Here is a 14621-nt window from a genome sequence, read left to right as displayed (position 1 = left end):
TTAACAAAATTGCGTCAGTAAATCGTTCACAAACATGTGACCTTTACTGGTTAATTGCCAATGTTCAGCCGATTCGGTCAGTAAACCCCGTTGTTTGGCCTTTTCCATTCCCTCTTTCAAAGTATCACGGTGTAAACCGGTTCTGTCTTCAAACTCTTGCTTTGGGATAGGCGTCATTAAGCGCAGACGATTCATCAAGTATTCGAGGGCACGATCTTCTTCGGCGACCTCAGTTTGCTCGAAGTGATAGCTGTCGGCGGCTAAATAACCCTTAGGGTGTTTGATTTTGACCGTGCGAATAATGCGGTTCTCTTCGGGTAAGGTTACTTTGCCATGGGCGCCGCAGCCAATACCTAAATAATCGCCGAATTGCCAATAGTTAAGGTTATGCCTGCATTGATAACCGGGTTTGGCATAGGCCGAGATTTCATACTGCTCATAACCGAGTGCCGCTAACTTTTGTTGCCCTTGTTCGTAGATCTGCCAGAGATCTTCATCGTCGGGCAGCTGCGGCGGTTTTGAGTGGAACAGGGTATTGGGTTCAATCGTCAGTTGGTACCAAGACAAATGCGGCGGATTGAGCGCAGCAGCTGTATCTATATCCGCCATGGCCTCAGCAAAACTTTGATTCGGAAGTCCGTGCATCAAATCCAAGTTAAAACTTAAATAACCCGCTTGACTGGCTTTTTGGGCGGCGGTTTGGGCTTCGTTTTGATCGTGGATCCGCCCCAGCAGATTGAGCTTATCCTTAGAGAAACTCTGCACCCCAATGGATAATCGGGTGACCCCTGCGGCGCGGTAGGCACTAAAGTCATCGTGCTCTAGGGTACCAGGGTTGGCCTCCATGGTGATTTCAATATCGTCACTGAAGGGAATGAGCGCATTGGCGCCATCCAATATCCGTTTGATTTGATTGGCATCAAACAGAGACGGCGTTCCACCACCAATAAAAATGGTGTGGAGCTTACGGCCTTGTACTAAGTGCAAATCTTGGCGTAAGTCCGCTAGCAGCGCATCCACATAGGCCTTTTGGGGTAATTCGCCATTTTGCCCATGGGAGTTAAAGTCGCAGTAAGGGCATTTTTGTACACACCAAGGGATATGGATGTACAGGCTCAACGGCGGCAGGGTTAACTGAGGTGACACATTCACTGACATTATTGGGCGTTCCCGTCGGTAAATACGCCTTTTTCCTGCATGGCAGTAATCAGTTGCACTAAAGCTTTACCACGGTGACTCAAGGCATTTTTCTCGTCACTGCTCATTTGGGCTGCGCTGCAATCATGGTGCTCTGGAATAAAAATCGGATCGTAACCATGGCCGTTGTCACCCCGTTGCACTAAATCGATTTGGCCTTCCCACGAGGCTTGGCAAATTATGGGCGTTGGGTCTTTCGCATGGCGCATAAAGACTAAAACGCATTGGAATCTGGCCGTACGCGGCGCAGGATTATCCTTTAATGTGTCTAAGAGTTTTAACACATTGTCTTGATCCTTGGCGTTTTCCCCCGCATAGCGCGCTGAGTAGATGCCCGGCGCACCTTGAAGTAAATCGACTTCTAATCCCGAGTCATCGGCAATGGCGGCAAGTCCGGTAATTTGCGCCGCATGTCTGGCTTTGATAATGGCGTTTTCGACAAAGGTGGTGCCCGTTTCAGCCACTTCGCTAACGTTAAATTGGCTTTGTGGCAGCACTTTTACGCCATAGGCGGCGAGCATTTGATCGAATTCGGCAAGTTTACCTTTATTGCCACTGGCGAGGACGATTTGTTGCATGGAATACCTATTGGATTGGGCGCTCTTGGCTGTATGTCACTGAGTGTGAACATTGAGCGATGTCATTGGACTGTATGCGGCAATGATACCCAAGCTTGGCGGTAAAGGACAGAAAAAGGCAGGACGATACTTGGTATCGTCTTGCCCTGTGAGGTTGGAATTATTCGACGTAGAACTTTTGCTTAAACTGCAGATTGGTGTTGAGTTGATTACCGTGTTTGATGGCGATGTTGAAATTGATTTCTTGATCGTCGCGGTAAGGTACTTCGGCGATGTAGTAAATCGCCTTACCCTCACGGATCTCTCTAAATTTCAAATCGATACGGGCATCGAGTAGGTTATTGGCCACGCCAGTGATTTCAACGGGCACTGCGGGTGAGCCTTCTTCACTCATATCTAATACCGCAATGTTAATGATGCCTCTGTAGCTACTGCGTTCGATGCCATAGGATTTCGCAATACTAGGCGTTAAAAAGGTGCTGCCCAGTGCCATGTAATGAATATCGAAGTTACCGACGGTTTCTTTTTGCTCGGCATTAGCGACACCGCACAGGCTTGCGGTTAAGGCGAGCATAATAAGGAGATTACGTAACATGATGTTGTACCTTCATATGAGGGATTACTTGAGTATAGGTCGCAGGAAGGAGACTTCCAACGCTGTGTTTATTCGAGCAGTGTCGCGATTTCTGCGGGGACGTTTTTAGGGGCGCTAATGCGTACCTGCTTATGACGTCCTAATTCGCCCTTAAGGATGTGAACATCGCTTTTAGGGACTTTAAAGGCCTTGGCTAAATACTTGCTTAAATGGGCATTGGCCTTGCCATCGATAGGCGGTGCTGTGATGGCGACTTTTAACTCATCACCGTGTAGCCCGACTATCTGATCGCGACTCGCTTTAGGTTGAATATACAAATTAAGCAGCAAGTCGCCTTGCTGCATAATGACTGCGCTCATTAAATCACGGCCCAAAATGGTACGTATTGCGCCAACAGCATGTTGATAAAGTTCATGCCGATAATCACCAACATCACCGACAGATCTAAGCCACCAATGGGCGGAATAATGCGGCGCACTGGTGCTAAAATGGGCTCTGTTAGTTGTCCCATGATCATCACAATGGGGTTATAGCCTTGATTGAACCAGCTTAAAATTGCACGAATGATCAGCATCCAGAAGAGCAAAATGCCCGCCTGCTTGATGACAGTAACAAGCGCAAACACAAAGAACAGCACTATATCAATACCGCCGCCGGCAATAAGACTTATCAGCAGCACTTTGACCATCACCACTAATAGGGCGAGCACAAATGAAGAAGTGTCGAATCTTCCCATTGAAGGAATTAATCGACGCATAGGTGCGATCAACGGGTGAGTGGCTTTGACCACAAACTGACTGAAGGGATTATAAAAATCGGCACGGGCCAAGGGGAGCCAGATCCGTAATATCACCACCATCAAATACAAATCGAAGAGTGTGCTGATCAAAAAGGTTAATGCATTCATCGAGATTTCTGCCTATATGAGTCCGATTAAAAACGCCCGCGTTAAAAGTGAGTGAGTCACCCAGCCATTGCTGGATCAAAAAGTATTGGCCATTTCCTCTGCACGTTTGATGCAGTTTTCCATCGCATTTTTGACCACACCACGGAGATCCGCCGCTTCAAATGTGGCGATGGCTTGCGCTGTTGTGCCGCCCTTCGAGGTGACATTCTCCCGTAAATTACCCAGCGTAAGCTCAGGATTTTGCTTTGCCATCATAGCAGCACCGAGGGCCGCTTGCTGTACTAAGCTTCTGGCTTTGGCTTCATCCATGCCCATTTGTTTGCCGGCATCAATCATGGATTCCATCAGCAGGAAGAAATAGGCAGGTGAACTACCCGCAAGGGCAATCACTTGATTAATCTCAGATTCCTCATTCACCCACACAATTTCACCGCCGCTGGACATCAAGCGTTCGGCAATGGCTTGTTGGGCATCAGAGAGCGGCTGTGGCGCGTAGAGTCCTGTCATACCGACACCGATTTGCATTGGCGTGTTTGGCATAGTGCGAACCAGCGTAATGGATTGCGCTAAATACTGGCTGTAGCGCTCTGCTTTAATCCCCGCGGCAATGGTAATGACCAGCTTGTTAGACATGTCAATGCCTTGCAGCGCTTGGCATACTTGCTCCATCAACTGCGGCTTGACGGATAATACGATGACATCGGCATCTTGGGCGGCGCTGAAATTGTCTTGGGATACACGCACACCAAAGTCGGCGGCGAGGGCATCGAGTTTACCTTGGCTAGGATTGGTAGCTTGCACTAGCGCAGCAGGATAGCCGCTGCGAATTAAGCCGCTGATAATACTACGGGTCATATTGCCCGCACCGATAAAGCAGATTTTTTGTTGATTCATGTGTACCCCATAATGTCTGGCCTAGGCTGAGTGGATAACATTCAGCATTAATATCATTAAATTAGCGTTATTAGGCCGGATAAAAATTTCTATTTGATGTTCTCTAACAGTATTTGGGCTTTAGCCACTAAAAACAAGGCTAAAGCCGATTTTGCTGGCTCGCCTTTGGCTATCTCGCTGATTTCCCTTAACGTCAATCGTTCAGATGCATTAACTAGTAACGACTAATTGCGGGTGGTCTCTTTTGCACCGTAATCCCGTTCACCAAAGATGGCGCTGCCGATACGCACCATGGTTGAGCCGCACTCAACCGCGACGTCTAAGTCATTACTCATGCCCATGGAGAGAGTATCTACCGCGGGATAATGCTGCTTTAGCGTATCGAATAACAGCTTAAGCTTGCTGAGTTCACGGGTCTGCTGCGCGATGTCATTGGTGGCACTGGGAATCGCCATTAAGCCCCGCAGTTGTAAATGGGGTAATTGGCTGATGCTATCGGCCAGCTGTAGCATCTGCTCGGCACCGATACCAGATTTAGTGTCTTCATCACTGATGTTGATTTGAATACACACATTGAGCGGCACAAGGTGTGCTGGGCGCTGCTCATTGAGTCGCTGGGCAATTTTCTCCCGCGAGAGGGTGTGCATCCAATCGAAATGTTGGGCGACTAAAGCGGTTTTATTGGATTGCAGTGGCCCAATAAAATGCCATTCGATATCAGGGTGTGTGCCCTTTAGCGTCTCAATTTTTGTCACACCTTCTTGAACATAGTTCTCGCCAAAGCAACGCAGGCCCGCATCATAGGCTGCTATAATATCTTCAATGGGTTTAGTCTTACTGACGGCAAGTAAGCGAATACTGTGAGGTAGGCGTGCGCATTTTTGCGCCGCTTGCGCGATCCTGCTCTGGGCGACTGCGAGTCTGTCTGCTATTGTTGTCATGATGTAATTATCTGGTTGCAAGGATATCCCAAACTATGGAAATCACTGAGTTATTAGCCTTTAGTGTAAAACACAAAGCCTCGGATCTACACCTCTCTGCAGGGATATCTCCCATGATCCGTGTCGACGGTGAAGTGAGAAAAATTAACCTGCCCGCGCTCGATCATCAGGGTGTACACAGCCTTGTGTACGACATTATGAATGATAAACAGCGTAAGGACTTTGAAGAGCATTTAGAAATCGACTTTTCGTTCGAAGTCCCTAATTTAGCGCGTTTCCGTGTGAACGCCTTTAACCAATCCCGCGGCGCGGCGGCGGTATTTCGTACCATTCCAAGCGAAATTTTGTCGCTCGAGCAGTTAGGGGCGCCAGAAATTTTTAAAAAAATTTCCAGCTTTCCCCGCGGCTTAGTGCTTGTTACTGGGCCTACTGGTTCGGGTAAGAGTACCACACTTGCGGCCATGGTGGATTACATCAATGAGAACCGCCACGACCATATCTTAACCATTGAAGATCCTATTGAATTCGTTCACCAGAATAAGCAATGTTTGATTAACCAACGGGAAGTGCATCGCCATACCCACAGCTTTAACGCGGCGCTACGTAGCGCACTGCGTGAAGACCCTGACGTTATTCTCGTCGGTGAGATGCGTGACCTTGAAACCATTCGTCTGGCGATGACGGCGGCTGAAACGGGTCACTTAGTTTTTGGTACCTTGCATACCACCTCGGCGGCTAAGACCATCGACCGTGTGGTTGACGTTTTCCCTGCCGGTGAAAAGGACATGGTGCGTACCATGTTATCTGAATCATTACAGGCGGTTATTTCGCAAACCCTGATTAAGAAAATCGGTGGTGGCCGTGTGGCTGCCCACGAAATCATGATGGGTACGCCCGCTATTCGTAACCTTATCCGTGAAGATAAAGTGGCGCAGATGTACTCAGCCATTCAAACGGGGATGGCCCATGGCATGCAAACGCTCGAACAGTGTCTGCAAAACTTAGTCAACCGTGGCCTCATCACCCGTGAGGATGCCATGTCGAAGAGTTCAAACAAACAAGCGACGTTTTAAGGATTTATGATGGATGTCCGTCCGTTTTTAAAAGTCATGGTGGAGCGTAAAGCCTCGGACTTGTTTATTACCGCTGGTTTTCCGCCAAGCGCCAAAATCGATGGCGAGTTACGCCCATTAGCCGAGAGTGCCTTCACGCCCGCGCAGTCTTTGGATTTTGTTGAATCCGTAATGACTGAGGCGCAAAAGAAGGAGTTTCATAGCACTCGCGAGTGTAACTTTGCTTTTGCGGTGAAGGATTTAGGGCGTTTTCGCGTTAGCGCATTCTGGCAGCGTGAATCTCCGGGATGCGTTATGCGCCGGATTGAGACCAAAATCCCAGAGGTGGAAGACTTAAAACTGCCACCGATTTTAAAAGATCTGGTGATGAGTAAACGGGGTCTTATCATCATGGTTGGGGGAACGGGAACCGGTAAGTCGACCTCCTTGGCGGCGTTAGTGGGTTATCGTAATGCCCATGCCCGTGGTCATATCCTCACCATCGAAGACCCGGTGGAATTTGTGCACGACCATCGCAAAAGCATCATCACTCAACGTGAAGTGGGTATAGATACCGAATCCTTTGATGCGGCGCTGAAGAGTTCGCTGCGTCAAGCACCCGATGTGATTTTGATTGGTGAGATCCGTACTCAAGAAACCATGGAGTTTGCGCTTTCTTTCGCCGAAACGGGTCACCTCTGTATGGCGACATTGCACGCGAACAACGCTAACCAAGCGTTAGACCGGATCATGCACTTAGTGCCTGAGAGTAAACACCAGCAGTTGCTATTCGACTTGTCACTCAACCTGCGCGGCATTGTGGCGCAGCAACTGGTGCCCAAAGTCGATGGCACAGGACGACGGGCGGCGATTGAAGTCTTGATCAATACGCCACGTGTCGCGAGTTTGATTGCTAAAAACGAGCTGCATTTGCTCAAAGAAACCATGGCCAAATCGAATGAGCAGGGTATGCAGACCTTCGACCAAGCCTTGCTGCAACTCTATATCGATGGGGAAATCAGCTATGCCGATGCGCTTCACCATGCTGACTCGCCAAACGACTTACGTTTAATGATCAAACTGCAAAATAAAGAGCCTACCAGTTCCAGCTTTATGGAAGGCGTGACCTTGGATATGGATTAATCCTATCTGCGGTGATGTTAAAGCAGCTCCCTTGAGCTGCTTTTTTTATCGCTTAAGCCAATCGATAACTCGCTGTAGCTTTTATTTTTTTATTCAATATGATCTCTATATTAGTGAGTGACGTAATAGAGAATAACGAGTTTGCCAATCTTGGCGCGCCCAATGAGAAGGACATTATGATGAAACTCCCCTTAGTTATCTTTGCTAGCCTGTTAAGCACTAGCGCATTTGCGGCAACTTGCCCGAGTTATCTTGATGTTGAAGTGCGTAAATTGCACTCGGATGAGAAGATTAATCTGTGTGAATTGACTCAGGGCAAGCCAGTGTTACTGGTCAACACCGCGAGTAACTGTGGTTACACTCCGCAATTTAAGGCTCTCGAAGCGCTTCATAAAGAATACAAAGACAAAGGCTTAGTGGTGATTGGTTTCCCTTCCGATGACTTTTTCCAAGAAGAAAATGATGAAAAAGACACGGCTAAGGTGTGCTACATCAACTATGGTGTTACCTTCACTATGCTCGCGACATCGCCCGTGAGAGGCAGCGATGCTAACAGTGTATTCAAATACTTAGGAGATAAAGCAGGCTCGCCTAAGTGGAATTTCTACAAATATGTCGTCAGTGGTGATGGCAATACTGTGCAGCAGTTTAATTCTAAGGTGAAACCCGATAGTGCCGAGCTTAAGCAGGCAATAGAATCAGTGCTTTAATGCCCAATTTATTCATTTTACTCATGTTAAGAGGCTACTTTGGCTAGGTTTTCAGGATTATCAAAAGAGATGGGTCACGCAAAGCGTGGCAAAGTGGGTGTGTTGTTACTTAACCTTGGCACACCCGATGCGCCAACAGCATCGGCGGTGAGGCGTTACCTTGCCGAGTTTTTATCCGATCCTCGGGTGGTCGAAATTCCAAAACTCCTGTGGATGCTAATTTTACATGGCATAGTGCTGCGCGTTCGCCCAGCCAAGTCTGCGGCGCTCTATCAGAAGGTCTGGACTGAAGCGGGTTCACCACTGATGGATATCAGCTTGCGCCAAACCGCTAAATTATCAGAAAAATTAACGGCCGATGGACATCAAGTATCAGTATATTTAGCCATGCGTTATGGCAATCCTTCTGTGGCGAGCACCTTACAAACGATGCATCAACAGGGGATTGATAAGCTGGTGGTGTTACCGCTCTATCCGCAATATGCGGCGCCGACAACCGGCTCGGCTTTTGACGCTATTGCAAGGGAATTAACCCAGTGGCGCTATCTACCATCGCTGCATTTTATTCACACGTATCATGATAACCCCGACTTTATTACCGCATTGGTGAACTCAATTCGTGCCGACTTTGAGCAACAGGGTAAGCCGCAAAAGTTAGTGCTTTCTTACCATGGTATGCCGGAGCGTAATCTGCACTTAGGCGATCCTTATTATTGCTTTTGCATGAAGACCACCCGTCTGGTGGCCGAGCAATTAGGGCTTACAGCGGATGAGTTTGTGATGACTTTCCAATCTCGCTTTGGTAAGGCTAAATGGTTACAACCTTATACGGATGCAACCATGCAGGCGTTACCAAGCGAAGGTGTACGTGACGTGGCGATTGTGTGCCCAGCGTTTAGTGCCGATTGCTTAGAGACCTTAGAAGAGATCGTGGGTGAGAATGGCCATATCTTTGCTAATGCCGGCGGGGAGAAGTTCCGTTACATTCCTGCACTGAACGATAATGATGACCATATCAGCATGATGGCGAACTTAGTTAAGCCTTATCTGTAAGCTTTATAACCGTAGAAATAAAAAAGGATAGCTCAGGCTATCCTTTTGTTTTTATGACTTTTCATTCACCGAAATGATTTTCAAAATAGCTTTCGACAATCAACACGGCAGACACGGCATCGACTTGACCTTTGGTGAGGGCTTTAAAGCCGCCGAGTTCAAATAGCCGAGCTTTTGCATCTGTGGTGGTCAATCTTTCATCCTGAGTGACAATTTTGACCCCAAACTTAGCGTTTAGGCGGTTGGCGAATTTTCTTGCCCTGTGGGTCATCTCTTGCTCTGTACCATCCATATTGAGCGGTAAACCTACGACGACTAAATCGGGTTGCCACTCTTTAATGAGCTTGCCGATTTCATCCCAATTGGGAATACCATCGACGGCTTTTAGGGATAACAGCGGGGTGGCGCTGGCGGTGATTTGTTGCCCTATGGCGACACCAATACTTTTTGTTCCAAAATCAAAACCTAAAACGGTTTTTGCGTTCATCTCTATATTCACTCGTCACAATAAAATCGGCTAGGCGTGGCCCGCCTGTGATGACAATTGCCAAGCATCAAAGCCGAGTGCGCGGCTGGCTTGTTGCCATCTATTCTCGTGTTTGACATCGAAGAGCAGGGCCTGATCGGCAGGGATAGTCAGCCATGAGTTATCGGCCAGTTCTTGCTCCAGCTGGTTTTTGCTCCAACCCGCATAACCTAATGCCACGATAAATTTTTCCGGCGAGCGCTCGCTGCCAATCGCCGTTAATACATCCCTTGAGGTGGTGAGCATGAGGCCAGAGCTTAATTCTGTACTGTTGGCCCAATAAGGCTGGGATGTATGCAGGACAAAGCCTCTATCTTGGGACACGGGGCCGCCCATTAAAACCTGCGCGCCTAATGCTAGGTCGGTAGAAACTTGCTCAGCGGGTAAATCCATCTGCTCGAGCAATGAGTTCACTTCAATGCCCAGCGGTTTATTAATCACGAGTCCCATAGCGCCTTTTTCATCGTGCTCACATAGATAGATGACGGTGCGCTCAAAAAAAGTGTCATCGAGCGACAGCATGGCGATTAAAAAATGGTTCTGCAAACTCTCCATTAAATGCTCCGTTCAGCCCACAGGCGTTGACCAATAGATTAAATCCAGCGGCTTAGGTTGGTGGCGTATCAACCGCCGGCTAATTTGACTTTGTAGTTTTGTTTTTCAAGCAGTAGTTTTAGTTGTTCGCGATTATCGGTTTGCACTTCGATAGTGAAATCTTTGACTGTGCCACCACAACCACATTGTTTTTTAAGGGTTTGTGCCAGGGCTTTTAAGCCCGCTTCATCAAGTCCTAGGCCTGAAATGACCGAGACACCTTTACCTTTGCGGCCTTTGCTGTCTCTGTGAATACGCACAATTCCATCGGATGCGGGGATAGCTTTGGCTTCTGGCTCGGCAGTAATGCGGCCTTTATCTGTGCTGTACACTAAGGAAACGTTGGGATCTACTCTCATAAGTCATCTTTTATCTGAATATACGCCGCTTAAGTTTACCAAACTCAACGTCTTTCGGGGAGGTAAAAAAAGGCCACTGACAGAGACTGAAAGTGGCCGAAGGTCAATGCTAGCTCTTTGCAGGGAAGTAGCATGTTTAAAAAGCAGACTTAGAGATGCTGCAATACCATAGCGATTAATGCCAATGCGGTGAGTAGGGCGCAGGGCATGATAAAACGATGCAATTTAGGCAGGGCGATTAAGCAAGCGGTGGCAACAAACCCAAAGGCGGCAACCGTGGTGTAATTCACCCCGTTCGACACAGTCTCAAACACGAGCCAACTCAATACGACTAAAGGTAAAAACAGCAACATCATGGGGAGATGAGGTGTGAGCTTACTGTTATGGGGATCGGCTGAGACTTTTTGCGGTGCAAACCAGAAAATCGCCGATGCCACAATCAATGCGCTAATGAACCAGTACATGTTATTTATCCCTTAATCGCCTTAAGTGATAATCATTATCATTTAAAGTGATTGCTGAAGTCAAGCTGAATAACACACTGCTTTTTCATCATATTGAGTTGTAGAACCGTCCATTGCTCTGTAAGCTAAATTTATTTTCGGCTTATTTGTGTTCGATAAGAACGACCAAGGAAATCATCATGAAAAATATAATTGTAGGTTTAGCCGTACTGGCACTGAGTGCCTGTAGTTCGCTGAAGTCGGGTTGGGATTTTGACCCTAGCGCCAATTTTACTCAGTACAAGACCTATGCGTGGGTCGCACAAAAGACCGATGCTTCGGGTTACCACCTCGATGGTTTAATGGATCAGCGCGTGCGGGATGCGGTGAACTCACAGCTTTCATCTAAGGGCATGACTTTGGTCGATGCAAAGGATGCCGATGTATTAGTAAACTATCTGACCAAAATCGATAAGAAGATTAATGTCGATACCTTCAATACCAATTTTGGTTATAACCCTTACTATGGCCCAGGTTGGGGCTGGGGCGGTAACATGCAAACCCAGACCACGGTCAGAGAATATGAAGTGGGCACCCTGATCATTGATTTAGTTGATAATAAAACCGCTAAGTTAATTTGGCGCGGCTCAGTGGCAGACACTATCCGTGATAAAAATACCCCTTCGGAAAGAGTGCAGCTTATCAACGAAGCGGTCGGCAGTGTGATGGCGAATTTCCCGCCAAAGCCTGAAAACAAATAATTTACTTTTAGTCTAAAAAAGCGGCCCTTTGGCCGCTTTTTTGTGGCAAAAATTTAGGCTGAGTGGCATTAAGATGAATTTTCTACAAATTTTAAAGTTTTAATTGATTATGCTTTATTAAAACTTATCAAAAAATAAGCTTAATTGAAAATGGGGAATAGCTCGTTATTAGTTAATGTATTGTTATTGAAGGGTTGTGATGTTACGTGGTATTGAAAAGTAGAAATGACTAATGCACAAATGCTTCCAATAGATTAAATATTCTAATGACAGAATTTAAATAATCTCATTATCCAGTCCGTGGATTATCAGGCAAAATCCGTTCTTTATGCATGGGTAATAAGTAGTTTAAATGCAAGAAGCGCAATTTATCGGATTATTATGGCTGATTGGGATTTTAGCCGAAGCCATGACAGGGGCATTAGCGGCGGGTCGTAAGCAGATGGACCTATTCGGCGTGGTTATCATTGGCTGCGCGACGGCGATTGGTGGTGGAACCCTAAGAGACATGCTGCTCGGAAATTACCCTTTGATTTGGGTCGAGAATGTCCATTACCTGCTGGCGATTGCATTTGCGTCTTTATTAACGGTCGCCATTGCGCCTGTGATGCGTTACCTGTCTAAGTTATTCTTGGCCATTGATGCCTTAGGCCTAGCCGTATTCTCGATTGTTGGCGCACAAAAAACGCTAATGTTAGGCTTTAGTCCAACGATTGCGGTGGTGATGGGGCTCGTCACAGGGGTCTTTGGTGGGGTGATCCGCGATATTCTCTGTAATCAAGTGCCTTTGATTTTTAAGAAAGAACTCTATGCGGTGATTTCGCTCTTTACCGCAGGCTTATATATCACCCTCAATGCTTACCAATTGGCTGAGTGGATAAACCTAGTGATCTGTTTAACGCTGGGCTTTAGCTTACGAATGTTAGCGCTGCGTTATCATTGGTCTATGCCGACCTTTGACTATCAAGCCAGCGGCGACCAACATACGCACTAGGGCGTGTTGACGTTTCAGGGTTGTTTTTGCAGCAATGTGGCTGGCTTTTATGCAAGGCAAAGTTCGTGCAGGTGTAGTTATTCTACATAAACGGACGATAACGCGGCAGAAAAGCCAGCCAAATGCTGCCCGAAGGGTTCGTCTCGCAAGCCCTTGCTCTTACTTTCAGTCATAAGAGCCGCTCGTCATTTGAGTAAATTACACATCATTCCTCGTTTCGCGAGCATGTGCTTGCCAGAAAGAACAAAATTTAATCTCGAAACGTCAACACGCCCTAATAAAAATGGGGCATTTAATGCCCCATTTTTTTATGTTATTGCTGTGCTTGAATGGTTTTTAACGCTTCAAGCGCGGCGTCATAATTGGGGTGTTCAGTAATATTGGGGACCAGCTCTTGGTACTTAAGCTGACCTTCGGCATCGATAATAAAGATAGCCCGAGCGAGTAAGCCGTAATCCTCAATCAATAAACCGTATTTCTCGCCAAAATCACGCCACACTGAGTCGGAAAGCACTTTGATTTTGTCGACATTCTCAACCTTACAGAAACGTTTTTGCGCGAAGGGCAAATCTGTACTGATGGTCAACATGACGACATCATCGGAGAAGTGACTGACTTCACTGTTAAAGCGCTTAGTTTGCAGCGCACAGACGCCCGTATCTAAACTGGGCACGGCACTGATCAGCACGGTTTTCCCTTTAAAGTCACTCAGGCTGATAGGGGTAAATTTTTCATCGACAACTTTAAATCGTGGCGCCATTTGCTCAAGCTTGGGTAATTTCCCTGCGAGAGTGACAGTCTTGTCGCCCATCATCACTTGGGTTTTATCATTGGCGATAGCGGTGGGGCTGAGAACCATTAAACTAAAAACACAGCCAGCGGCTAGAAATGAAACATACTTTTGCATTTTCTCTCCCTTACTCAGGTATGTTGTGCACATTGGCTTAAGGTACGACAAAACCTAAACTATCACCATAAAAAAGGCCGGTATTCACCGGCCTTTTAATATGCTTGCTGATTATTTGCTCTCAGGCAATTGCTTCACATGAATATCCATTTGTGGGAATGGAATTTCAATGTTCGCTGCATCGAGTGCATTCTTGATTTGTTCTAAAATTTGGAAACGCGCAGTCCAGTAGTCGGCGGTTTTAACCCAAGGACGAACCACAAAGTTGATTGAAGAATTTGCCAATTCAGAAAGACCTACGGTGTAACCAGGCTCTTTCAGCACGTATTGGTTGTTATCTAAGATATCTGTTAATACTTTTTTGGTTTGCGCAATATCCGCAGAATAAGACACGCCAATCACTAAGTCGATACGACGATTTTCAGAGGCTGAGTAGTTTGTGATAGTACCATTCATGATTGAAGAGTTTGGCGCCACAATCACTTTATTATCTGGGGTGCGTAATTTGGTTGAGAAAATTGTGATTTCATCAACAGTACCGGCAATACCCGCCGCTTCAATATAATCACCTACGCGGCATGGACGGAATAGCACCATTAATACGCCTGAGGCAAAGTTAGACAGAGAACCTTGCAGTGCTAAACCTACGGCTAAACCGGCGGCACCGATAACGGCGACTAAAGAGGCGGTTTGTACGCCAATTTGGCCTAAGGTGGCGATAATAGTGAACACAAACACCACTGCCCAAGCTAAGTTAGCCACAAAAGACACCACAGTTGGGTCAATCTTGCGGCTGTTGAGTACCTTGCGTACTAACTTTTGTGCGACGCCAGAAAAATATTTACCGACGAAGAAAATAATGAGGGCAAATAAGATTTTTAAGCCATAGGTCATGACCAAATCTGGCGCCTGCTTTAATAAACCTTCGAGGTTTTCCATTAAATTACTCCCTAAAAATACGCTAACA

At 46.8% G+C, this 14621-nt stretch carries 19 protein-coding genes; 6 read left to right on the top strand and 13 right to left on the bottom strand.

Annotation, left to right across the window (positions count from 1 at the left end; all coding sequences use genetic code 11):
* From hemW to M0415_RS07755, 7 genes are all read right to left on the bottom strand, one after another.
* Positions 1-1158, bottom strand: a complete 1158-nt coding sequence (gene hemW / locus M0415_RS07785) for a radical SAM family heme chaperone HemW (protein ID WP_088212070.1) — start codon at positions 1156-1158, stop codon at positions 1-3.
* A complete protein-coding gene (gene rdgB / locus M0415_RS07780) occupies positions 1158-1775 on the bottom strand; it encodes an RdgB/HAM1 family non-canonical purine NTP pyrophosphatase (RefSeq protein ID WP_249554475.1) in 618 nt (205 codons plus the stop codon). The genes hemW and rdgB overlap by 1 nt, the downstream gene beginning before the upstream one ends.
* Positions 1776-1935: 160 nt before the next feature.
* Entirely contained in the window at positions 1936-2370 is a 435-nt protein-coding gene (locus M0415_RS07775) for a DUF4426 domain-containing protein (protein WP_011621977.1), read from the bottom strand.
* A gap of 68 nt (positions 2371-2438) precedes the next feature.
* Positions 2439-2729 (bottom strand): DUF167 family protein YggU, encoded by a 291-nt coding sequence (yggU, locus tag M0415_RS07770; protein WP_011621978.1) that lies wholly within the window; start codon positions 2727-2729, stop codon positions 2439-2441.
* Entirely contained in the window at positions 2729-3277 is a 549-nt protein-coding gene (locus M0415_RS07765; RefSeq protein WP_011716279.1) for a YggT family protein, read from the bottom strand. The genes yggU and M0415_RS07765 overlap by 1 nt, the downstream gene beginning before the upstream one ends.
* A 75-nt stretch (positions 3278-3352) precedes the next feature.
* Positions 3353-4171 carry a pyrroline-5-carboxylate reductase gene (gene proC / locus M0415_RS07760; RefSeq protein WP_088212069.1) on the bottom strand — a complete coding sequence of 273 codons (819 nt, stop codon included), beginning with the start codon at positions 4169-4171 and terminating at the stop codon, positions 3353-3355.
* A gap of 224 nt (positions 4172-4395) precedes the next feature.
* Positions 4396-5112, bottom strand: a complete 717-nt coding sequence (locus tag M0415_RS07755; protein WP_088212068.1) for a YggS family pyridoxal phosphate-dependent enzyme — start codon at positions 5110-5112, stop codon at positions 4396-4398.
* Positions 5113-5147: 35 nt separating this feature from the next.
* Here M0415_RS07755 and M0415_RS07750 point away from each other — a divergent pair, with 35 nt between their 5' ends.
* From M0415_RS07750 to hemH, 4 genes are all read left to right on the top strand, one after another.
* Entirely contained in the window at positions 5148-6185 is a 1038-nt protein-coding gene (locus M0415_RS07750) for a type IV pilus twitching motility protein PilT (RefSeq protein ID WP_011716282.1), read from the top strand.
* A 9-nt stretch (positions 6186-6194) separates the two neighbouring features.
* Positions 6195-7307 (top strand): PilT/PilU family type 4a pilus ATPase, encoded by a 1113-nt coding sequence (locus M0415_RS07745; RefSeq protein ID WP_011716283.1) that lies wholly within the window; start codon positions 6195-6197, stop codon positions 7305-7307.
* A 176-nt stretch (positions 7308-7483) separates the two neighbouring features.
* A complete protein-coding gene (locus M0415_RS07740) occupies positions 7484-8017 on the top strand; it encodes a glutathione peroxidase (protein WP_086904528.1) in 534 nt (177 codons plus the stop codon).
* 69 nt (positions 8018-8086) lie between these two features.
* Entirely contained in the window at positions 8087-9070 is a 984-nt protein-coding gene (gene hemH / locus M0415_RS07735) for a ferrochelatase (RefSeq protein WP_088212067.1), read from the top strand.
* 61 nt (positions 9071-9131) lie between these two features.
* Here the strand turns inward: hemH and ruvX are convergent, their stop codons facing one another.
* The 4 genes from ruvX to M0415_RS07715 all read right to left on the bottom strand — a co-directional run bounded on the left by ruvX (position 9132) and on the right by M0415_RS07715 (position 11013).
* A complete protein-coding gene (gene ruvX, locus M0415_RS07730; RefSeq protein ID WP_011621986.1) occupies positions 9132-9557 on the bottom strand; it encodes a Holliday junction resolvase RuvX in 426 nt (141 codons plus the stop codon).
* Positions 9558-9587: 30 nt separating this feature from the next.
* Positions 9588-10151, bottom strand: coding sequence for a YqgE/AlgH family protein (locus tag M0415_RS07725; protein WP_249554477.1), 564 nt, complete (start codon positions 10149-10151; stop codon positions 9588-9590).
* 68 nt (positions 10152-10219) lie between these two features.
* Entirely contained in the window at positions 10220-10549 is a 330-nt protein-coding gene (gene yciH, locus M0415_RS07720) for a stress response translation initiation inhibitor YciH (protein WP_011625632.1), read from the bottom strand.
* A 149-nt stretch (positions 10550-10698) separates the two neighbouring features.
* Positions 10699-11013 (bottom strand): hypothetical protein, encoded by a 315-nt coding sequence (locus M0415_RS07715; protein WP_088212065.1) that lies wholly within the window; start codon positions 11011-11013, stop codon positions 10699-10701.
* A 179-nt stretch (positions 11014-11192) separates the two neighbouring features.
* On the opposite strand from M0415_RS07715, the gene M0415_RS07710 reads away from it, so the two are divergent.
* Positions 11193-11753 carry a DUF4136 domain-containing protein gene (locus tag M0415_RS07710; protein WP_011621990.1) on the top strand — a complete coding sequence of 187 codons (561 nt, stop codon included), beginning with the start codon at positions 11193-11195 and terminating at the stop codon, positions 11751-11753.
* Positions 11754-12105: 352 nt separating this feature from the next.
* Positions 12106-12747, top strand: coding sequence for a trimeric intracellular cation channel family protein (locus tag M0415_RS07705; RefSeq protein ID WP_023266508.1), 642 nt, complete (start codon positions 12106-12108; stop codon positions 12745-12747).
* A gap of 313 nt (positions 12748-13060) precedes the next feature.
* Here M0415_RS07705 and tpx read toward each other — a convergent pair whose 3' ends face one another.
* Both tpx and M0415_RS07695 read right to left on the bottom strand, forming a co-directional pair.
* Positions 13061-13654: a thiol peroxidase gene (gene tpx / locus M0415_RS07700; protein ID WP_011716290.1), complete on the bottom strand. Its 594-nt coding sequence runs from the start codon at positions 13652-13654 to the stop codon at positions 13061-13063.
* A gap of 111 nt (positions 13655-13765) precedes the next feature.
* On the bottom strand, positions 13766-14593 hold the full coding sequence (locus M0415_RS07695) for a mechanosensitive ion channel family protein (RefSeq protein WP_088212064.1): 828 nt from the start codon (positions 14591-14593) through the stop codon (positions 13766-13768).
* Between the last annotated feature and the right edge of the window lie 28 nt (positions 14594-14621).

It is taken from the genome of Shewanella sp. 10B (genome assembly GCF_023475885.1).
Taxonomy (GTDB): domain Bacteria; phylum Pseudomonadota; class Gammaproteobacteria; order Enterobacterales; family Shewanellaceae; genus Shewanella; species Shewanella mangrovisoli.
This window is presented reverse-complemented; position numbering and strand designations above follow the sequence as displayed.